The 20168-nt window shown below is 48.9% G+C and carries 19 protein-coding genes; 11 read left to right on the forward strand and 8 right to left on the reverse strand.

Features of this window, described 5'->3' with window-relative positions:
- Position 1: 1 nt before the first annotated feature.
- From HUN05_08995 to HUN05_09020, 6 genes are all read left to right on the forward strand, one after another.
- Positions 2–409: a sugar ABC transporter ATP-binding protein gene (locus HUN05_08995; GenBank protein ID WDP85253.1), complete on the forward strand. Its 408-nt coding sequence runs from the start codon at positions 2–4 to the stop codon at positions 407–409.
- Between the two features lie 26 nt (positions 410–435).
- Positions 436–762 (forward strand): ATP-binding cassette domain-containing protein, encoded by a 327-nt coding sequence (locus HUN05_09000; GenBank protein ID WDP85254.1) that lies wholly within the window; start codon positions 436–438, stop codon positions 760–762.
- 10 nt (positions 763–772) lie between these two features.
- Entirely contained in the window at positions 773–1831 is a 1059-nt protein-coding gene (locus HUN05_09005; GenBank protein WDP85255.1) for an ADP-ribosylglycohydrolase family protein, read from the forward strand.
- On the forward strand, positions 1821–2765 hold the full coding sequence (locus HUN05_09010) for a carbohydrate kinase family protein (protein WDP85256.1): 945 nt from the start codon (positions 1821–1823) through the stop codon (positions 2763–2765). Before HUN05_09005 ends, HUN05_09010 begins: the two co-directional genes overlap by 11 nt.
- Positions 2752–3633, forward strand: coding sequence for a substrate-binding domain-containing protein (locus HUN05_09015; GenBank protein WDP85257.1), 882 nt, complete (start codon positions 2752–2754; stop codon positions 3631–3633). Before HUN05_09010 ends, HUN05_09015 begins: the two co-directional genes overlap by 14 nt.
- Positions 3634–3737: 104 nt before the next feature.
- The gene (locus HUN05_09020) at positions 3738–4892 is read left to right on the forward strand and encodes a 2-hydroxyacyl-CoA dehydratase (protein WDP85258.1); all 1155 of its coding nucleotides are present in this window, start codon (positions 3738–3740) and stop codon (positions 4890–4892) included.
- A 127-nt stretch (positions 4893–5019) separates the two neighbouring features.
- Here HUN05_09020 and HUN05_09025 read toward each other — a convergent pair whose 3' ends face one another.
- From HUN05_09025 to HUN05_09050, 6 genes are all read right to left on the reverse strand, one after another.
- Positions 5020–7317 carry an aminotransferase class III-fold pyridoxal phosphate-dependent enzyme gene (locus tag HUN05_09025; protein WDP85259.1) on the reverse strand — a complete coding sequence of 766 codons (2298 nt, stop codon included), beginning with the start codon at positions 7315–7317 and terminating at the stop codon, positions 5020–5022.
- A 21-nt stretch (positions 7318–7338) separates the two neighbouring features.
- The gene (locus HUN05_09030) at positions 7339–8151 is read right to left on the reverse strand and encodes an aldo/keto reductase (protein WDP85260.1); all 813 of its coding nucleotides are present in this window, start codon (positions 8149–8151) and stop codon (positions 7339–7341) included.
- A 19-nt stretch (positions 8152–8170) separates the two neighbouring features.
- A complete protein-coding gene (locus HUN05_09035) occupies positions 8171–9469 on the reverse strand; it encodes a GNAT family N-acetyltransferase (protein WDP85261.1) in 1299 nt (432 codons plus the stop codon).
- 66 nt (positions 9470–9535) lie between these two features.
- Complete coding sequence (locus tag HUN05_09040; protein ID WDP85262.1) at positions 9536–10378, reverse strand: MBL fold metallo-hydrolase; 843 nt, start codon at positions 10376–10378, stop codon at positions 9536–9538.
- Between the two features lie 34 nt (positions 10379–10412).
- On the reverse strand, positions 10413–11030 hold the full coding sequence (locus HUN05_09045; GenBank protein WDP85263.1) for a GNAT family N-acetyltransferase: 618 nt from the start codon (positions 11028–11030) through the stop codon (positions 10413–10415).
- 300 nt (positions 11031–11330) lie between these two features.
- The gene (locus HUN05_09050) at positions 11331–12722 is read right to left on the reverse strand and encodes a sigma 54-interacting transcriptional regulator (GenBank protein ID WDP85264.1); all 1392 of its coding nucleotides are present in this window, start codon (positions 12720–12722) and stop codon (positions 11331–11333) included.
- A 352-nt stretch (positions 12723–13074) separates the two neighbouring features.
- Between HUN05_09050 and HUN05_09055 the strand changes: the two genes are divergently transcribed.
- The 5 genes from HUN05_09055 to HUN05_09075 all read left to right on the forward strand — a co-directional run bounded on the left by HUN05_09055 (position 13075) and on the right by HUN05_09075 (position 18358).
- A complete protein-coding gene (locus HUN05_09055) occupies positions 13075–13380 on the forward strand; it encodes a thioredoxin family protein (protein WDP85265.1) in 306 nt (101 codons plus the stop codon).
- Between the two features lie 51 nt (positions 13381–13431).
- Complete coding sequence (locus HUN05_09060; GenBank protein ID WDP85266.1) at positions 13432–15516, forward strand: DUF4445 domain-containing protein; 2085 nt, start codon at positions 13432–13434, stop codon at positions 15514–15516.
- 70 nt (positions 15517–15586) lie between these two features.
- Positions 15587–17137 carry a universal stress protein gene (locus HUN05_09065; GenBank protein WDP85267.1) on the forward strand — a complete coding sequence of 517 codons (1551 nt, stop codon included), beginning with the start codon at positions 15587–15589 and terminating at the stop codon, positions 17135–17137.
- Between the two features lie 40 nt (positions 17138–17177).
- A complete protein-coding gene (locus tag HUN05_09070; GenBank protein WDP85268.1) occupies positions 17178–17822 on the forward strand; it encodes a DUF1638 domain-containing protein in 645 nt (214 codons plus the stop codon).
- A 50-nt stretch (positions 17823–17872) separates the two neighbouring features.
- Positions 17873–18358 carry a flavodoxin family protein gene (locus tag HUN05_09075; protein ID WDP85269.1) on the forward strand — a complete coding sequence of 162 codons (486 nt, stop codon included), beginning with the start codon at positions 17873–17875 and terminating at the stop codon, positions 18356–18358.
- A gap of 188 nt (positions 18359–18546) precedes the next feature.
- Here HUN05_09075 and HUN05_09080 read toward each other — a convergent pair whose 3' ends face one another.
- The gene (locus tag HUN05_09080) at positions 18547–19371 is read right to left on the reverse strand and encodes an alkaline phosphatase family protein (GenBank protein ID WDP85270.1); all 825 of its coding nucleotides are present in this window, start codon (positions 19369–19371) and stop codon (positions 18547–18549) included.
- A gap of 35 nt (positions 19372–19406) precedes the next feature.
- Positions 19407–20156 carry a sulfite exporter TauE/SafE family protein gene (locus tag HUN05_09085; protein WDP85271.1) on the reverse strand — a complete coding sequence of 250 codons (750 nt, stop codon included), beginning with the start codon at positions 20154–20156 and terminating at the stop codon, positions 19407–19409.
- Positions 20157–20168: the final 12 nt, after the last annotated feature.

Consider the following 20168-nt stretch of genomic DNA (forward strand, 5'->3'; position numbering starts at 1 on the left):
AATGGCTCTTGCATTCTCCCAGCCAATGGTCCATATGACAGATACCCAAAAGCGATTTGGCCCAAAAATAGCTCTGGACCGGGCCGAATTGTCCTTGTATCAGGGCGAAATTCTCGGTTTGGTAGGGGATAACGGGGCCGGTAAATCCACCTTGCTCAAAGTCTTGTCAGGCGGTTTAAAAAAAGACGCAGGGACTATTTTTATCCAAGGTCAAAAAGCAGACATTGATTCCCCCATTCAGTCAAGAAACTTGGGCATTGAAATGGTTTACCAGGATTTTTCGCTCTGTGAAAACCTGACGGTCTGGGAAAATGTGTTCCTGGGGCGATGTAAAACCCGCCCCCTTTTTAAATCAATTCTGCCGGTTCTTGATAAGCATAAAATGGTTAAAAAACCATTGAGGTTTTAAAAACCTTTGGAATCAAGCTGTCTGACGTGAATGGTCCGGTTCGCAATCTTTCCGGTGGTGAACGGCAGGCCGTGGTCATCTGCTGCTGCCTGCTGTTTCATCCAAAGATTGTGCTCTTAGATGAACCCACCGCCAGCATGGCGCTCTGGGAACAAGAAAAAATTTTAGACCTGATCTGCACCCTTAAAGCCCGGGGATGCGCCATCATTATGGTGATCCACAATCTGCCCGAGTTATTTAAGGTGGCTGACAGGGTTCTGGTATTGAAAAATGGCCGGGATATCTGGCAGGGGTCTTTGGAAAATCTGACGCCGGATGATCTGGCCCAAATGATGTTCTTGGGAAAAGCATAAAAAGGAAATTATGGAAAAGAATCTGTATAAGAAGATCCTTGGCTGTCTAAGCATGGTGGCCATTGGAGATGCCTTGGGCATGCCCTGCCATGACATGACCACTGACCAAATCCTTGAAAGATTCAAGGGACCGGTAAAAACCTTTTACCCTCCCTTTGATGATACACGGGTTCATTCAACCCTTGGTGCGGGCAGCATTACCGATGACACCCTGCTGACTCTGGCGTTGGCCGACGCCTATATTCAAAACAAGGGTGAGATTACCCTGTCCTCAATTTGCACCTGTTTTTTAAAAACCTATCAACAGGCCGTTGATGCCGGATGCAAAACCATGTTCGGTCCTAGTACCCGGCGTGCCATGGACCTGGTGGCTGCCGGCAAGGATCCGGTGAAAGAAGGCCTGGCTCAAAACCATCCCACAGCAGGTGCGTCCAACGGGGCGGCCATGAAAATTTCCCCGGTGGGGTTGGTTCATCCGGGGGATCTGGATGCCGCCATTGAAGATGCGGTGATGGTCTGCCTTCCCTCCCATTGCACCCAGACGGCCATTGCGTCTGCCGCTGCCATGGCCGCCGGTGTGGCCCAAGCCCTGTCTGATGAGGCAGATGTTTTTAGCGTTGTCCAGGCAGCCTTGTACGGTGCCCGCAGGGGGGAAACCTTGGGTATAAAAAGGGCAAGAACCGTTCCCCTGACTTGTGTGGCAGACCGAATTGAGCTTGCGGTTTCACTGGCCGTAAAAGCCCGTGATCTGGAAGAGGCCAATCGTCTGTTTGCCAGTATTATCGGTACCGGGCTGTCGGCCTATGAATCCATCCCCACGGCATTGGGGATTTTTGTGGCTGCCGCCGGGGATCCGTGCCAATGTGTTATTGGCGGGGCAAATGTCGGATATGATACCGATACCATCGCCTCCATGGCAGGCGCCCTTGCCGGTGCGTTAAACGGATTTGACAAGGTGCCTGAAACGCTGTTCCAGGGGGTGGTCAAGGCAAATGATCTTTGTCTTGAACAAACCGCCCGTGGATTGGAGCAGATTGCCCTGGAAAACCTTAGAAAAAATGAGCATTGATGTATTGGGGCTGGGCGCCATTGCCATGGATATCCTCCTGAATTGCCAAGGCTTGCCAGAAGAAGACGGCTACGCCATCATTGACAAAGAAGCTGCCACGCCAGGAGGAAGCTGTGCCAATGTTATAACGGCATTGGCAGGGCTGGGAACCCAGACAGGGTTTGTGGCCCGTCTGGGAGAAGATGATGCAGGAAGGGTGCTTGAAGCGGATTTAAAAGCCCATGGGGTTTCCACACGATATGTCTCCGTCAAAAAAAAGGGCGTTTCCATGCATTCATACGTGGCCGTGGGAAAAAACGGTTCTAAGATCATCTTCTGCAATATGGGCGACAGTCTTTTGTCTCTGGACGAACAAGACGTCCATGAATCAATGCTTGACGGGGTCAGCTGTTTTTATACGGCATTGCAGCCGGCAAGACCTGCATTGAAGCTTGCGCGACTTTGCCGGAAAAAAGGGATCCCTGTGATTTGCAACCTTCAGGTGGAGCCCCAATTTTTAAACCGTTGCGGGGGGCATGCCTCTCTTGTTGACGAGATGCTGTCTTTGTGCAGTCTTTTGATCACATTTAAAAATGGGGTGATTCTTTATACCGGTCAAAAACAGATCCCCATGGCAGCCAGACAATTGTATGAAAAATACCGTCCGAACATGGGCGTGATCGTCACCCTGGGAAAAGACGGGGCCGTGTGGGTGGATAAACAAAAGACCTTAAGCCTCCCCTCTTTTCATGTTTCTGCAATCGATACCACCGGGGCCGGGGATGCATTTATCGGCGGTATGATCCATGCCGTTTTATTTGAAAAATTTGACCAGGCGTCTGCCATGAGATTTGCCAGTGCCTGTGCTGCACTGAAATGCACCCAGCCAGGGCCGCGGTTAAAGGCGTCAAAACAGGATATTTTAAATTTTATGGGGCAAAATGAAATCATATAAGCTTGGGATTCTTTTTGGACAAAGAGCCAATTCATTCTGGCTGAAAATGAAACAGGCATATGAAACCGCAGCACCAAAATATTCGGTTGACCCTATTTTTGCCTGGCCTGTCCCGGGCAGGGAAGAAAAAACACAACTCGTTGAATTGTTTAAACTGCTGGATGCTGATTTGGACGCCGTGATTGTGAATCCTTTGGACCGATTTAATCTGATTCCGGGAATCCTGGAAGCGGCGGGCAAACAGATACCGATTTTTGATGTGGGTGCCAAGGCAGATGCCAAGGCTGTAAGATCGGCACACCCCTTTTATGTCCCTGTGAAAACCGTTGATTTTTATCAGCAAGGAATTCTTGGGGCCGATTATATCATCCAGCGCCTCACTTCCATGGGCGGCGGCAAGGTGGCCATTCTTGAAGGATCTGAAAATTCCACCCAATCCATTGAACGGTGCAGGGGGGCTGTTGACCGATTTGCACGAGTTTCCCAAATCAGTATCGCTGGCAGGGTGGCGGCAGATTTTGACATGGACAAGGCAAGAAAGGCCTCTGCTGATATTCTTTGTTCACATCCGGATCTGGCGGCCATTTTTTGTGCAAATGATTATATGGCCCTGGGGGCTGCCCAAACCGTTGACACCTGGGGAGGGGCCAACCCGGTTATCATTGTGGGGGTTGATTTGATCGACGAGGCCAGACAGGCGATTTTGGCCGGTAAAATGGCTGCCAGCGTTGCATTTTCCGTGTCAGAGGTTGCCACCCTTCTTCTGAGGGCTGCAATTCAAGGGATTCAGGGGCAAATGACCCCTCCTGCGGGCTATGCCATTGTCAGCCACCTGATAGATAAACACAATAAGACGCTGGGCGAATGAGTTTGATCCTCCTGGATATTCCAATGACACAGCGCCATTTTTGATCTTAGAAAAAATACGGTGAGGCAATACAGAAACTTTACAAAAAAAAGGGGAATCAAATCATGGGGATTGAACCATTAATGAATGACGGGTTTGACGGGGAACCTGCCAAAAGAGTTTTGGCCTACATGGAGGACCATAAGAAAAAAGGGCACCCCATTGTGGGTATTTATTGCGGCTATGCCCCCATTGAGCTGATTTATGCCATGGGCATCGTTCCCACCGTCTTATGCGCTTTTTCCAAGGGGCCGATTCCCAGTGCAGAGGCCATCCTTCCTGCCAATCTCTGCCCCCTTATTAAATCCAGTTATGGCTTTATCCTGGAGGGTACCTGTCCCTTTTTTTCCCTGTCCCAGGCCGTGATTGCAGAAACCACCTGTGACGGGAAAAAGAAAATGTTTGAATTGGCTGCCGAGGTGAAGCCTTTGCACGTCATGGACCTTCCCCAGCTTCCTGATGAAAAGGAAGCCTTGAATAATTGGACGGTCATGATTCGCAAACTTCAAGGATTTTTGGAAGATACATTTGAAAAAAAGGTAGACGATCAGCAGATTGAAGCCGCCATTCAAAAGACCAACCTTAAGAATCGCATGATGAGAAAATTTTATGAGTTTGCCGCCATTCACCCGCCGGTGATAAATTGGCAGGAAATGTATGATGTGGGATTTCTGGCCTTGCCCTCCACAGGAGATGAAATGATTCCCATTTTAAAAACCCTGTTGGAGAAATTGGAAAAACGGGTGGAACAAGGGGTGCATTACGGGTCTCAAGATTCTTTTAGGGTGCTTGTAACAGGCTGTCCTGTCGGCGGTGATGCCCTTAAAATATTTAAGATCATCGAAGCTGCCGGCGGCCTGGTGGTGGCACCGGATGCCTGCACCGGCATCAAGGCCTTCATGGGTGAGATTAAAGAAAACACCCTATATCCTGTCCAGGCCATTGCCCAGAGGTATCTTGAGATTCCCTGTGCCTGTATGACCCCCAATGATCGCCGGTTGAGTTCCCTTTCAGAAATGATTGAAAAATTTAAGCCGGACGCCGTGGTGGATTTTGTGCTGACGGCCTGTCATTCCTATAATGTGGAAGCCCATAAGGTCGGTGAGTATGTGGGAAGACAGCATGGCTTGCCCTATTTGAAAATAGAGTCTGATTATTCGGACAATGATGAGGGGCAGATTCGAACAAAGATTGAAGCCTTGTTTGAAATGCTGGGGTAAATATCATTTGCTGAGCCAGAAAAATAGAAGCCGTATGGATTGCTTTGAGCAATTTAAGACGGCCTGACAGGCAAAGCCCCAATGTCCGGAAATCCATAAACAGCAGGTTCCCCCCTTTTTATGGGGGTTAATCCAACGCTTCCAAAACCTGGTCAAGGACCCGGACAAACATGGCAGCATCTGCCCGGGTAATGACCATGGGGGGTTTGATCTTGATCACATTTGAAAAAGGCCCGTCTGTTCCAAGGAGTATTCCCTGGTCCCTGAGGCGGTTCACTACAAAGGCGGCCTCTTTGGCCGCAGGGGCCAGGGTCTCCCTGTCCTTTACCAGCTCAATGCCCATAAAAAGGCCTGCGCCCCTGATATCCCCGATAAGGGGATGGCGGTCCATGAGAGGCAAAAGCTGGCTCAGCAGAAATTGTCCCACATCCGCTGCATTTTTTTGAAGTGCTTGATTTTCAATGACATCCAGAACAGCCATGCCGATGGCGCAGGAGACCGGGTTGTCCCCGAATGTGGCAAAGAACTCCATGCCGTTGGCAAAGGTTTGGGCAATCTTTGCAGTGGTGACCAGGGCAGACATGGGATGGCCGTTGCCAATGGGCTTGCCCATGACCACGATATCCGGCACCACATCCTGGGCCTCAAAGGCCCAGAAATGGCTGCCAATTCTGCCGAATCCCGTCTGGACCTCGTCGCAGATGCACAAGCCCCCGGCATTTCTCACATGGGCAAAGGCGGTTTTAAAATAATTTTCAGGCGGGATCACCTGGCCTCCACAGGAGAGCAGGGATTCTGTGATAAACCCGGCAATGGGCCGGTCCAATTGCTCAATGATCTTTCCCACCTCATCTCCATAGGCGGTTCCTGCGGATTTGTCTTTTCTCCTGTACTTTCCTCTGAACCCGTCAGCCACGGGCACCACATGGACCCAGGATTCGGGTCTGCCCTTTCCCCCCTTGTCCATGAATTTATAGGGGCTGATATGGATCATGGCCTGGGTATGGCCGTGGTAGGCATTGTCCACCACCAGGAGGTCGGACTGGCCGGTCACTGTTTTGGCCATGCGCAGGGCAAGTTCATTGGCCTCACTGCCGGAGTTGACAAAAAAACAGGTGTCCAGGGAAGGGGGCAGGGTGGCCGTAAGGCGCTGGGCATACACCATAAGGCTGTCGTAAAGATAGCGGGTATTGGTATTGAGTTTTGCCATCTGAGCTTGCCCTGCCGCCACCATATGGGGGTGGCAGTGGCCCACATGGCAGACATTGTTGTACAGGTCCAGGAACGGACGGCCCGAGGCCTCGTGGAGAAATTGTGCTTTTCCTTCAACCATTCTCAAGGGCCGGTCATAGGCAAGGGAGATACAAGGCCCAATGCAGGATTTTCTTTTTTGTGCAAGTTCATCATGAGTGCATCCCGGATCTGGATAGGGACGGATTTTGGTATGGGCCGCTAAGATGTTTGCCGCCTCGGCAGGTGAAAATTTTGAATAGTATTCCAGTTTTTCCCAGGCCCTTTTTTCCGAGACAAACCAGGAATCGCGTCCGGGATTGAGTTTTCTGCGCTGGGCAGAGATAATGACCGAAACCGCCAGGCGGGTGCAGACTAGGGGGAAAATGACTTTGAGTTCATTTTGGCTTAAGGGCCTTTTTTCGTGGTAGGCCTTGATGATCTGAGCGCCTGCCCCAAGGGGGTCGGGTTCATCCAGGGTATGGTAGGCCAGTCCAATGGCCAGTTCATTGACCAGGGGGTTGTCCAGGCAGTCCCCAAAGTCAAGGATGCCTGCCACCCGGGGGCCTAAGATCAGGACATTGTCATCATTGATATCTCCGTGAATGGGTCCCCTGGGCAATTCAGGCAAAAGGGGCTGAACAATGGCTGAAAATGCCAAAAAGACCTGTTCCAAGATACCTCTGTGATAAGGATCCTGGATCAGTTCTATGGATGCCCTGTGCTGGTCCGCTTTTTCAAGGTCCCAGGGATGGGTCCGGGCCAGGTCCGGATGGCGAATGTTTGACATGGCATGGGTCATCCGGGCAATGGTGGCACCTAAATTTTTGAGCCGTTCCTTTGGGGCGGGGGCATCTGTACACCAGGCAGCACCCGATACAAAGCTGAGCAGTCTTGCCCGGATTTCTCTATTGTTAGTGTCCCTGAATTTTGCCTCGATTTTTTTGTCCAGGGTGGGGATGATCCTGGGCAGGCTCAGTCCAAGATCTGCTTTTATCAGGGATTCCACAGCCAGGTGTTCTATTTCAATCATGCCTGAACGGGTATCTTCATCGGCCAGTTTGAGCACATAGGCCATGTGTTGATCTGATTCCACAAGATAGTTTTCATTTTCACCGGCAAGCCGGGTGAGTTTTGCCTTGATTTTGTATTGAACAGCTAAAAGTTCAAGGATTGTACTATGGGGGTGGGTCATGTCAGGTGCCTTGCTTTGGGGTCAGGAAAAAAATCCAGGAGATTTGTCATGGACATAATTGCCGATTCTGGTGATATGCTCTTTTTCTTCTGGCAAAAGGGGGCCTTTTTCCAGGGCGGTCAGTGCATGGGTCATCTGGTCCATATTTTTAGGACCGCACAAACAGATGTTCACCCTGGGGTCTGACAGGGAAAATCGGTAGCAGTCCCTTGCCTTGAGCGGTGCTTGACCTTTGGGCATCTGCCGTTGGGATAATAGATGTCCCCACCGGGTGGCCGTATAGGTGACCAGGCCCGGGGGATTTTCTTTTTCAAATGCGGGAAAGCAGTCCATTGCCGCGCCCTGGTGGGCCGGGTTGTACCGGATATGAAAAAGATCAAACCGAGGGTCATCTGCCAATGTTTTGAACAGCCCCCGGTTATGGCCGGACAGGCCGATGAACCGGGCCAGGCCCTTTTCTTTCATTTCCATGGCAAAATCCATGAGCCGGGCTGCGGGTGGGCTGTTGTGCCAGCCCAGCATGAGGATGTCTGCATAATCAATGTTCATGGCCGAGAGGGCCTGTTTAAAGAAAACCTTTGTCATCATGCCCATGCGGGCATAGGTCTGGATGGAGATTACCATTTTGTCCCTGTGGCCCTGGGCCACCAGGGTGCGGATGGCTTTTTTCATGGCAGACCGTTTCCTGCCTGATCCTGAATAAAAATAGTTGCACCCCTGTTCAAAGGCTTTTTCATAGGTTCGTGCAGGTGCACCATAGCTTCCGGCAAGGCCTAAGCGGCTCACCTTTAATCCGGTTTTTCCCAGGGTGGATATTCTAAAGTCAGAATCCATTTTAGATTTTCTCCTTTGCCTAATACCGTTCGTAAATCCATGATTTTTGGGGCGCAAATAGCAGATCCATCAAAAGGCCCGCCTCATCCGGTTCAATGGCCGATTTAAATCTTAAGTGCTGGTTCACAGGAAAGATATCCGGTCGGCAGTGCTGGAGCTCCTGCCATGATTTATATCCCAATACCAGGGCCGGGAAAAGGTCTTTGGGAATATTAAATGTTTTTTGGGTCTCTTTGTCATCCCCCCTGGCAATGGTCATTTTGCCATGGACAAATTTAAGGTCAATGGATTCAGTGTAGAGGTTGAGCCTTAACAGGCCTGAATAATTGTTAAACATGGTGTTTTCAAGCCTGGATTCAAGCGCAGGCCTGATCCGGTTCAAAAAACCTGTGCTGTCCCAAATTTTAATCTGCCAGGCATAGGGCCTTGAATGGACCGCCCCCATGGCCATGGCCATTTGTCCTGCAGGGGAGGCCGGGGGCAGATTGATCCGGATATGATCTTTTTCCTGCGCCCAGGCCGTTGTTTTTAGAAAATTAACCAAAGCCATAAATCCCCCATGGCTGATCTTTTCTGAAACTTCGCTGAGAATCAGTCCCTGGCCGAATCCTTCAAAGGGGACCCTGGCATAGAAACAAGGTCTGTTTTCTTTTTCCATGATCCAGAAATCAGATCCGTATTCAGTGGCTTTTGAATGGGTGAGCAGATATGCCCACTCCTCTTTGGACCGGTGCACCGAAAGAGAATGGTTTTCTTGGTAGACCCTGTCCTGGTCCATGAGAAACCCGACATCCTGAACCTTTGCCCTGCGAAACTGAAATTCTGTATTCTGGGTGCTGTTTTTTTCGGCCTTGGGTTCAATATCCGGGTCCGGGATAAGGGTCAGGGGCAGGTTCACGTGGTGTTCGAGTTCAACGGCCCAGTGAAATCCAAAATGATGATAAAATCCCGGGATTCCCTGGATCACGCAAAGATCATAGCCCTGTTCTCTGACATGGGCATCAAACCGGGTGTTTAGCTGTTTCATCAGCCCTTTGCCCTGGCAGGATTCACAGGTGCCCACCAGGCCCATTTCCGCCACCTTAAGGCGGATCCCGTTGAACGCCCAGGTCCATGGGATCAGGGCAAAGGCGGATACAGGATCACCTGTGGCCGGGTCAGCCATGGCAAACCAGTTTTCTTTTTTCATTCTGGGCAGATGGGCAGAAAAGACACGGGCCAGATCCCCCACTTTTTCAGGGTGAAATACCCGGTTGAGCAGGGTTGAAATTTTTTCCAGATCCTGGTCTGTCGTTGGTGTTTTAAATATATATGTCATTATGGGTTTCCTTTGTCATGCCCCTGGCATCCCTGAACCCGGGCGGTTTATCCTTTGCGTTTAAAATCAAATAGAGGATTTGTAGTCAAGGGTCATTCCCACCCCCACTTCCCGAACCTGTGCCACCTTTGACAGGGCGATTTTTGAACTCAGATCCGTGCAGTGGCAGGCATGGACTGCTGCCGGGGCAAGATCCTTGAAAAATGCCAGGGTGGGATCCAGCTGAGATTGGGGCGGGTCTAAAAGGTGAAATCCCCCGATAACGTCGGCCACCCGGGTCTGGTTGCAGATGTTTTGGGCATGGGCAATGGTGTTGCAGATGCCTGAATGGGCACAGCCTGCGATGATCACAAGGCCCTGGTCTGATTCATAGACCAGGGCGGAATCGTCCAGGATATGATCAGGCCCGCCTGTGTCCTGTTTAACCCCGATGGTGGTTTTGCCTTCAAAATCGTTTTTCCTGGGGATTTGCCCCAAAAAGGTCAGTCCCGGAAAAAGACAAACAGGTTCCCGGATCAGCCTGAGTTCCATGTGGCACTCGGCTTTTTTTTTGGAGACCAGACTTCCCAGTTCCGGTATCCCGTCCATGGAAACCGAGGTGAACATGTCTGGATGACCTGTGAGGACCGGCCGTTTATACGCCCTGTTTTCAATGGCCAGTTCAGTCAGATATTGAATATAATGAAAAAGACCCCAGGTATGATCCAGGTGGCTGTGTGAGATGACCAGATGATCCAGACAGGAAAGATCTTTTCCCATTTTTCCGGCGTTTTTAAGAAAAAGATCAGAGTATCCCGTATCAAAGAGCAGTGTTTTGTCTTTCTCCTCAATGAGCAGGGAAAGTCCGGGTTCTGCGGTGAAATATCTGTCAATCAGGGTATTATTGTCAACCAATACGGTGAGTTTCATAGGGGCGCCTCCTGGGTTCGGGTCATTCCGGTGTTTATTGGTTACCGACTTTCGGGGGTCGGAGCAAAATGGTGTACGAGGCTGCGGTAAACGGTTCTTTGATGGTTTTGACAGGTTCAAATCCCAGGTTTTGGTAGAACCTGAAGTTTTTGGGGGTAAAGCTTTCCGCATACACCGCCCGGCCAAGATCATCAATTTGCCTTAACACTTTTGTCATTATGCTTTTTCCAAGACCTTTTCCCTGGCAGTTTGGGGCTATGCCCAGAATGGACAAATACCAGGATTGTCCGGGGACCAGGCCCTGGGACTGCCCAGCCATAAAGTCCACCATGGTGCAATATGCCCTAAGGCTGTCCCGGCCCAGATGATGATCGATAAAATCTTTTTTCCGGTCTGATAATTTTTTTTCTGTCACAGTATCCATGGGTTTGGCCCAAATGGATGCCCCCGAAGTCCGATCCTGGGTAAATACCACCCGGCCATGGTCCTTTGCCTCTTTAAGGGCATAATCCATATAGCAGAACATGGCCTGTTTTGCCTTTTTCGGGTCTTTAAAACTTTGTTTTTCCAGGGTGATGTAAAAGGGGTCCAGGATCAGGGCGGAATAGAGAGCCTTTGCGACCGGCTGATTCATAAAGGTATAAGGGGGCATGATCATTTCCTGCTTTTATTATATCAAACCAGACCCATACCATATATGTCCAGGTTAAATCAATGTATGGCATGGGCCCTGATCCACCATCAAGGCCCCATTTCCTTTATTGCCAAGGTTTTGCGGCAGACGATTACAGGGGTAGCCTTGGTGCCTTTAATCTGCCAAATTTTATGTATCAAGCCTACAATCCGCTTCCATCCTCAGAGTTATAGATAGGCAAAGACTCGATCCTGATTTGATTTACAGCACCTGAGCTAACCGACTCTTTTTACAAGCGAACCCGTTTTGATGGGGTAATCATTTCTGCAAAGGGATGTCCCATTTTTTCATATATTTCCATACTGCTGTCCGGCTTTTCCCAATTTGTCGGGCCACCTCCGCCTTGTTCCAACCGTGTTTTTCTAATAGTCGGATCAATTTATCCTTGTTAACCTTCTGTTTTTTTACAAACCCTGCCGGGGAATGTATCGAGGTGTCATAAGATTCCGTCTGACCTGGCTTGCGGATTTCGATGGGCAGGTGCGCTATACCAATTTTATCTTTATCACAAAGGACAAAGGCATGTTCAATTGCATTTTCAAGTTCTCGGACATTGCCGATCCAGGGATGCTCAATGATCCGTTTCATGGCGTTTGTATCCGCCTGTTTAATGGACTTACCCTCCCGTTGATTCCCTTTTTTTATAAAGTGTTTTACCAGAAGGGGGATGTCATCCCGGCGTTCCCGCAGCGGCGGAACCCGGATGGGGAAAACCTTGAGGCGGTAAAAAAGATCTTCCCGGAATATACCTTCCCGGGACAGTTGGAACAGATCCTTGTGGGTGGCGGCTATGACACGGATATCGATTTTTATTTTCTTTGAATCACCCACCCGCTCAATTTCTCTTTCCTGGAGAACCCTCAGAAGCTTCACTTGCATATATGGTGTCAGTTCTCCGATTTCATCTAAAAAAATGGTGCCGCCATGGGCTTCTTCAAACCGGCCTTTCCTGTCTCGGTGAGCGCCTGTAAACGCCCCTTTGACATGGCCGAACAGCTCGCTTTCCAGGAGGGTTTCGCTTAGGGCTGAGCAGTTTACCGTTACCATGGGCTTGTCTGCAAACTGCCCCAGGTAATGGATGGCACCTGCCACCAGCTCTTTACCTGTACCGCTTTCCCCCTGGATCAGAATATTGGCCCGGCTTTTGGAAGCGGCTCTCACGGCATCAAATACATTCTGCATGGCTGCGCTTTTGCCAATGATACTGCCCAAGCTATAGTTTTTTTTCAGTTTTCTCTGGGCTTCCTCTGCCCTTTGTTTGATTTTTTTAAGTTCGGTCAGATCGGTAACGGTCTCCACAATACCGAGGGTCCGCCCGTCTTTATCCCTGGCCAGCCTGGCATTCTTTATCACGGGGACTTCATACCCTTTTTTGTGACGGATAAAGCATTCTTTTGCTTCTGTTCTGCCATGCTTGAGAACACCGCAGGTATTGACGTCTGCCGGGCACATTTTTCCAAAGCATCGGCTGCATTCGATCAGGCGGCATGTTTTTCCCACGGCCTCGCCTGCCTTATACCCGCTGATTTTTTCCATGGATTTGTTCCAGGATGTTATGTTGCCTTTAGCATCTAAGGTGAACAGCCCCTCTGCCATGGTGTCCAGGATCTGATTTAGAAAAGTTACATTCCAGATTTCATGTGTTTGCATTGTTGATCCTTTTTTATAGAGTAACGCTTGTTTGTCTGATCGTAACGTTACTATAATTATCAAAGAGGGGGCGAGTCTAATTTTTAATTATATTCCGGTAAAAGAGCGCCAATTAACATTCTAAAAAGATAACATTTATTCCGGAAAGTCAAAAGAAATATAAAAAACCGTTACTAACGTTTTGTTTGCGTTACCTTTTGTGCAGATCCGGCCCTCAGTTAGAGCAATTGTATATCTAAAATCACAATTTTGCCTATTATATCGTACAGTTATATTTTGCTGATTAATCTGGCATGAAATTTGAATTTCTTAAGTGCTAAACCACATCTTAAATACTGAATAAGAGGTAAGCATGGATAAGGTAGAATTTGAAAATCATCTAAAGGGAAAAATCGTTCTGGCGGATTTTAGCGCATCATGGTGTGGGCCCTGCGTGGCAATGGCACCTGTGATTAAGGAAGTCGCCCGTTCTTACGATGGCAGGGCTAGGGTGATGGAAATAGACATTGATCAAGAAAAACAGCTGGCCACAGACTATATGGTTCACAGCATCCCGACATTAATCCTGTTTGAAAGCGGAAAAGAAAAACAGCGGCTGATCGGTCTACAGTCCATATCTGCCATTGAAAAAGTACTGGACGCAGTGCTGGGAACCTAAGATTCGGCTGAAAGCCTGGTGCAGGCCAAATTCAAAAAAGGAAGCTAAATTATGGGAAAATGCATTAATCACCCTGAAATTGAAACCCGTTACCATTGCATAAAACACGACACTTATCTTTGCCAGGATTGCCTGGAATGCCGAGACCTATATCTATACTGTAAATTCAGGCCGTCCTGCCCAATTCATTTTATGTCCAGCAAAGGATTTGATAAAGAGAAGGAAACCCTCCGGGGACCGGGGACGGTGAATGTACGGTTTTTTCCCGGAGATCATGAAATTTTTCTGAACAAAGGGACAACTCTTTTATCAGCAGCTCAAAAAGCCGGCATTTATATCAATGCATCCTGCTCAGGCAGCGGCTCCTGCGGTAAGTGCAAGCTGATACTGGAATCCGGGAATATAGACCATCGGGAAACCCGTCTGCTGAGTCCGGGCGAAAAAGAAAAAGGCATGGTGCTGGCCTGCCAGGCTAAAATTCTTTCCGATGTCACCGTGCGGATTCCGGAAGAGGCCCTGGAAAAAAATCTTAAGGCTGCCGGCATGGGAAAAGAGGCCACCAAAAAACTTTCAGGCCTGGTCCAGGACATTGACCCCCTGGTTAAAACCTATTCTTTAACCTTAGATCCGCCTGATTTAGACGATACGGTTTCGGACCTGGAACGGCTCAAACGTGGATTAAAACAGCAGGGGTGCGACACATTCTCCATGAGCACTGATCTGCGGCTCATGCGTCAACTCACAAATGCAGTAAGAGAAGATAACTGGCATGTCCGGGTTGCGATTTTACAGAAAAAATGTTCCTCCCATATTGTGGATATCCAGCCGGAAAAGGACCATGTAAATCCTTTAGGGCTTGCCGTGGACCTGGGTACCACTTCCATTGTTGTTTATATTGTGAGCCTTGATACAGGAGATGTGCTCAGTGCGGCATCCGGCCATAACAGTCAGGCGGCCTGCGGTGACGATGTTATCAACCGTATTGTCTGTTCGGAAAAAGACGGTGTACAAAAATTAAAGAAAATGGCCTTGTCCACAATCAACAACCTGACCCAGCGGGCATTGGCACCCATCAATGAAACCCACAAGCATATACAAAGCATCGTGGTTTCGGGAAATACCACCATGGTTCATCTGGCATTAGGCATCCAGGCTTTGTATATCCGGCGGGAACCCTATATCCCTACGGTATCCGAATTTCCTGTAATCCTGGCCCGGGAGGCTGGATTAAAAGCGGCCCCCTATGCCGGCGTTTTTATTATGCCCGGACCAGCAAGCTACGTGGGCGGGGATATTGTGTCAGGTGTCCTTTACACGGGCATACACAAAAGTCCGGAGTTGACCCTGTTCATTGACGTAGGCACCAACGGTGAAATCGTTCTGGGCAGCAATGACTTTCTTATGACGGCAGCATGTTCTGCCGGTCCGGCCTTTGAAGGCGGGGGGATCCGCTGGGGCATGAGAGCTGAATCCGGGGCTATCGAAAAAATCCTTCTGGATCCTCTAAGCTTTGTACCGCAGTATTCAACCGTGGATGACAAACCTGCCCGGGGTATCTGCGGATCCGGTATGGTTGACCTGCTTTCGGAGATGATGGAAAAAGGGGTCATTGGTCAGGATGGAAAATTTAACCTTCCCGTTGACCATCCCCGGATGACCCTGTTCAATGAAGAACCCGTATTTGTCCTTGAAACCGGCGATGCTGCCGCCCAGGACGAGGACATCATCTTTACGGAATCAGACATTGGGAGCTTGACCTTGAGCAAAGCTGCTGTCTATGCCGGGTTCACCGTTCTTATTGAAGAAATCGGCATGGATTTTTCCATGGTGGAAAAGATGATCATCACCGGTGGATTTGGCCAGTACCTTGACATTGACAGGGCTGTTTCCATCGGTCTTCTGCCGGATATGGACAGGGAAAAATTCATTTATATGGGTAACTCTTCCATTGCCGGAGCCTACATGGCGCTGCTTTCCGGCGAACATCGGCGAGAAGCCATCGAGATCTGCAACAAGATGACTTATGTTGATTTTTCAAGCAATTCTAAATTTATGGACAAGTTTACCCGGGCCCAGTTTTTGCCCCATACCGATGCCCATCGTTTTCCCAGCGTTCAAATCCGGCAACCCAATTAACTTAGGAGGCAATATTTCCCAGTGTTCAGCAGCCTGACAAAAAATAACACAAGAGATAATAGGTGGAATAATGATTAAAATACTGACAAAACTGCAACAGAATCTTGTTTATGCCATACCGGTATCCATGCTGATAGGGTTGATCGGCGGCGGATTTCTCTTTGATGCCAAACCATTGAAACAATTTATCATACCGATCACCTTTTTGATGATCTATCCCATGATGACAACATTAAACGTTAAAACCATCTTCAAGGGCAGGGACACCAAACTGCAGGTCACCACCCAATTGATCAACTTTATTTTGATCCCGATCATTGTCTTTGCCTTGGGTAAAATCTTTTTTTCAGGACTGGATCCAAAATATGGGCTCTGGGCTGTTGCCCTGTTTTTGATCGGTGTCCTTCCCGCTTCCGGCATGACCATTTCATGGACCGGATTTGCAAAAGGAAATAAAGAGGCTGCAACAAAAATGCTGATTTTCGGTCTGATCATCGGTTCCATGGCCGCCCCTGTCTACACCAAAGTATTCATGGGCGCAACGGTCGACGTTGATATGGTCCATATGTTCCAGCAAATCTGTATCTTTGTGTTTATCCCTTTAATTGCCGGTTTAACCACCCAGACATATCTTCGCAAAAAACATGGGCAGCAGGCCTGGATGAATGTATATAAACCCAAATTCCCGCCTTTCTCTGCACTGGGGGTTATCATGATCGCTTTTGTTGCCATGTCTTTGAAGGCCAAAAATATCATTGCCAATCCTGCTGATCTGGTGACCATCCTGATACCCTTGACCGTATTTTACCTGATTTCTTACCTTGTATTGTCATTTATTGGGAAAATTATGTTTAAAAGGGAAGATGCCATTGCCATGGTGTATGGGGTGGTGATGCGTGATTTGTCCATAGCGCTTGCCATTGCCATGACCGCATTTGGCAAAGAGGGTTCCACCATCGCCCTTCTCATTGCCATGGCATACGTCATCCAGATTCAGTCTGCTGCCTGGTATGTCAAACTGACCAATAAAATATTCGGACCGCCTGCCAAAACGATTGATTCATCCCAGGCGGATATCTCCCCTGTCCACGTCCAACCGGATGAATCCGGGAAAGAGACCCTGGTGGTTGAAGAAATCAAAAAAATTTTGTTTGCTTCTGATATTTCGAGTACGGCAAAGTTCGCCTCCCGTTATGCATGCGGTATCGGTAATAAATATGATGCCCAGGTCTGGGTCATTCATGTGATTCCGGATGTTCTGGACACGTATTCCAGTGAGGCCGGGTATGATATTTCCGCCCATGTGGATGCAAACCAGAAAAATGAATTTAACAAAGAGGCAATTGAAACCGCCCAGCATCTGGTTCAAAAAAGAATCCGGGAAGAATCCAAAAAAGTGCTGGAACACTTTCCCCACTGTCCGCTTTCCGAAGAACGGGTCATTATCAAGGCCGGTGATCCAGTGGAAAAAATTGTGACTGAGGCTGAAACAGGCGGGTTTGATCTGGTCATCATGGGAACCCATGGTCACAGGGATATTAAAGACCTGTTTGTCGGCAGTACCGCCAGTGGCGTTATCCAGACATCTAAAGTGCCGGTGCTGGTTGCCCGGCCATCATAAACCATATAGACAACTATCCATAGAAAAAGGAAAATTAACCATGAAATCTTTCAGTAATACAGCCATTGTGGCATGCGGAACGATGAGCCCGGAACTCAACCTCCTTAAAGCGGAAGGGTTCCTTGATACCTCGCACCTTTTCTATACAACGCCCGGACTTCACCAGGACATCAAAAAGTTGGAACACCAGTTGACAAAATTCATCGCCAAAGCAAAAGAGAGGGTCAGTGATGTTATTGTCGTGTACGGCGGTAAATACTGCTATGTCAATCCGGACAATCCCACCCGGCTGATGGAGACGATCATTTCTGAGCAGGGGCTTCATGTTAAAAGGGTCAAGGCCACCCATTGCATGGGGATGCTGGCCACCGACGGGGAAATGGAACAGATCAGACAGGAGGTCGCCGGAGGTGAGCCGGTCTGGTTCATGACTCCGGGATGGGTCAAGTACAAAACCGAGGTTTTCAAAGGCTGGGACAAGGGAATCGCCAATGAAAATTTTCCCCGGCATACCGGTGGCGCCGTTGTTCTGGACGGTATTGGATACCTGGACACCTATATGGAAGAAGACCCGGAATCCTTTCTGGACTATTGCGACTGGATGGGTATCCCGATGCAAGCCTATCCCATCACCCTGGACCGGTTCAAAGGCCTTTTGCTCGACGAGCTTCTGCAAATTGAATAACACCATACCATGACCATACTTTTTATTTTTTTTATATATGGAGGCGTAATATGAAATCATTGATCATTTATTCAAGTCAGTCAGGCAATACCCAAAAACTTGCACAGGCAGTTTACGATAATATAAAAGGAGAAAAAAAGATAACGGCCGTTGAACAGGCCTCGCCCAACTGCGAGGGTTATGACCTTGTTGGCGTGGGATTCTGGCTTCAGGCCGGAAAGCCCGATCCCAAAACCTTAAAATTTCTGGACGATTTTAACGGCAGCGGCAAGGTGTTTTTCTTTGCCACCCATGGGGCGGCCCAGGACTCTGACCATGCTAAAAATGCCATGGATCACGCCACTGGATTTCTAAGGGACGACCAGGTTGCCGGCACCTTTTCATGCCAGGGAGAGGTCAATCCCAAGGTGCTTGCAAAGGTGAGGCAAAAGGATACCCCACCGGTATGGATCAATGATGCCGATGATGCTGTTGGCCACCCCGACGATGGGGATATCCAGAAATTGGTTGTCATGGTGAAGGCCATTGGGATGTGACGCTGCCCGCATTCACTATTCAGGCCTGTGCAAAAGCTGCACAGGCCTGATTTTTTTATGACTGCCGGCCCGGCCTTTGAAAGCGGCGGCAGCCTTGCTGCCTTCTTTTGATAATCCTTGGGGGGAATTGGAATAATAGACCGGATCATAGAATAGGTAATGGGCCTAACGGGCGCCTGCCACTGTGCCTATACTCCCAGAATTTTTTTCAGCAAGGATCTAAGATCTGTAACATAAAAAGAAATACCCTGGTAAGGCTCAAGGTCTGCAATATCGGACATCATTACCAAAGGAAGCTTAGCGTCATCCGGGTGGTCACTGCCGTGAATCGTACCGTGCCCGGCATGGTCGCTGATGATGATAATGAGATAACCGGGGTGAGAAATAACCTGTTCAATCAAGGGTCCTAGGCTTTTGTCTATGAAAAATAGTTCTTCCATGTATTCTGGTGACAGCCAGCCGGCTATCGGCCCAACCCGGTCAAGCCCGCTGATATGAAGGAAACAAAATTTTTTTGGGTCAGTGTTTTTAAAAAAAGAATCAGCAAGCTCAACGGTAAAATCCCGATCCAACTGATGGGTATCCACATCCCTGGATACCAGGTAGCCCAGCTTTTGCTTGGCGTAAAAGAAAGCGGTTGTAAATCCCCTGGATTTTGCGTCAGTGAAAATGGTTGGCCCGGTAACGGTCTTTTCCCCCGGCTGCCAGGAGTTATCCATTCTTCCGACCTCTGGCCCTGTGCCTGTGAACATGGCGGCATGGCTTAAAAGGGTCAGGGGAGGAACCGTGCTCTGCCCTTTAAGGGTATACCTCCCTTTTTTCATGAGAGAATAAATATTGGGGGATTGGGTTTGGCTTAAGGCCTCCGGGTGCAGGGCATCAATGGAAACGATGAGTATATAATTCGGCTCTCCCTTATTTTTATTTGTGACAGCAGGGGATTGATCCGGCCTGCACCCCGGACAAGTGATCACAACACAGCAAATCAGCAAGTTGAATAAAAATCGAATCATTTGTCTTGTCTTTCTCCCCATTGAACAAAGGCTGTCTAGGCCATGGTCCATAAAAACTTGATCCCGATAAGTATTAAAACGCAGCATAGCAGCCGCTTAACGCTTTGGGGCGTCATCTTTTTTTGCATGACCCGGGTGCCCATATATCCCCCGGTCCAGGCCGCCAGCCCTGCAAAAACAAGAATTTTAACGGACACCGATCCCATGGCAGCATAGGTTACAAATGCCGAAAACGATGAAAAAGGCACTGAAAATGCTGTGACCATGGCCACTTTCTTTGGGTTGAATCCCTGGATCACCATCAGGGGCGAAATAATGCCGCCCCCGCCAACACCAAGAAGCCCTGAGACAAACCCGGCCAGTACGCCGACACCCAAGGGGCCTGAAACCGGACGGTCTTTTCGGTATTGGTCTGCATATTTTGAACCCTTGAAAAAAATCATCATGGAACCGGAAAAGAATAAAAAACCGATGAAAATTATCAGCAGGGTTTGTGTGGGCAAAAAATGGCCGGCCCAGGCGCCCACGGGTGCCATTACAATGGATGAGGCAATGATGGGAAGGCCCAAGCGTACGTCCAGCTTTTTTTCCCTGAAATTGGACCAGGTGGCCCCGAGCATGCTCACGCAGTTGACAAAGAGCCCTGTGGGCCGGGCCAGGTTAAAGGGAACACCGACCCAGGATAAAGCGGGAATGAGAACAACAGCCGACCCCACACCTCCCAGAGCAAAAAGGAAACTTAAACCGAATGCAAGAAAAACAATAATAAGAATATGAGATTCCATTTTAACTGTCCT

This window comes from Desulfobacter sp. (assembly GCA_028768545.1).
GTDB lineage: Bacteria > Desulfobacterota > Desulfobacteria > Desulfobacterales > Desulfobacteraceae > Desulfobacter.

Bases quoted from the DNA above. Each gene is read 5' to 3' on its own strand.
- HUN05_08995 (WDP85253.1), top strand. From the start codon at position 2: ATGGCTCTTGCATTCTCCCAGCCAATGGTCCATATGACAGATACCCAA.
- HUN05_09055 (WDP85265.1), top strand. From the start codon at position 13,075: ATGGATAAGGTAGAATTTGAAAATCATCTAAAGGGAAAAATCGTTCTG.
- HUN05_09010 (WDP85256.1), top strand. From the start codon at position 1,821: ATGAGCATTGATGTATTGGGGCTGGGCGCCATTGCCATGGATATCCTC.
- HUN05_09045 (WDP85263.1), bottom strand. From the start codon at position 11,030: ATGCCCCCTTATACCTTTATGAATCAGCCGGTCGCAAAGGCTCTCTAT.
- HUN05_09075 (WDP85269.1), top strand. From the start codon at position 17,873: ATGAAATCATTGATCATTTATTCAAGTCAGTCAGGCAATACCCAAAAA.
- HUN05_09050 (WDP85264.1), bottom strand. From the start codon at position 12,722: ATGCAAACACATGAAATCTGGAATGTAACTTTTCTAAATCAGATCCTG.
- HUN05_09070 (WDP85268.1), top strand. From the start codon at position 17,178: ATGAAATCTTTCAGTAATACAGCCATTGTGGCATGCGGAACGATGAGC.
- HUN05_09005 (WDP85255.1), top strand. From the start codon at position 773: ATGGAAAAGAATCTGTATAAGAAGATCCTTGGCTGTCTAAGCATGGTG.
- HUN05_09065 (WDP85267.1), top strand. From the start codon at position 15,587: ATGATTAAAATACTGACAAAACTGCAACAGAATCTTGTTTATGCCATA.
- HUN05_09035 (WDP85261.1), bottom strand. From the start codon at position 9,469: ATGACATATATATTTAAAACACCAACGACAGACCAGGATCTGGAAAAA.
- HUN05_09085 (WDP85271.1), bottom strand. From the start codon at position 20,156: ATGGAATCTCATATTCTTATTATTGTTTTTCTTGCATTCGGTTTAAGT.
- HUN05_09020 (WDP85258.1), top strand. From the start codon at position 3,738: ATGGGGATTGAACCATTAATGAATGACGGGTTTGACGGGGAACCTGCC.
- HUN05_09015 (WDP85257.1), top strand. From the start codon at position 2,752: ATGAAATCATATAAGCTTGGGATTCTTTTTGGACAAAGAGCCAATTCA.
- HUN05_09060 (WDP85266.1), top strand. From the start codon at position 13,432: ATGGGAAAATGCATTAATCACCCTGAAATTGAAACCCGTTACCATTGC.
- HUN05_09080 (WDP85270.1), bottom strand. From the start codon at position 19,371: ATGATTCGATTTTTATTCAACTTGCTGATTTGCTGTGTTGTGATCACT.
- HUN05_09025 (WDP85259.1), bottom strand. From the start codon at position 7,317: ATGACCCACCCCCATAGTACAATCCTTGAACTTTTAGCTGTTCAATAC.
- HUN05_09030 (WDP85260.1), bottom strand. From the start codon at position 8,151: ATGGATTCTGACTTTAGAATATCCACCCTGGGAAAAACCGGATTAAAG.
- HUN05_09040 (WDP85262.1), bottom strand. From the start codon at position 10,378: ATGAAACTCACCGTATTGGTTGACAATAATACCCTGATTGACAGATAT.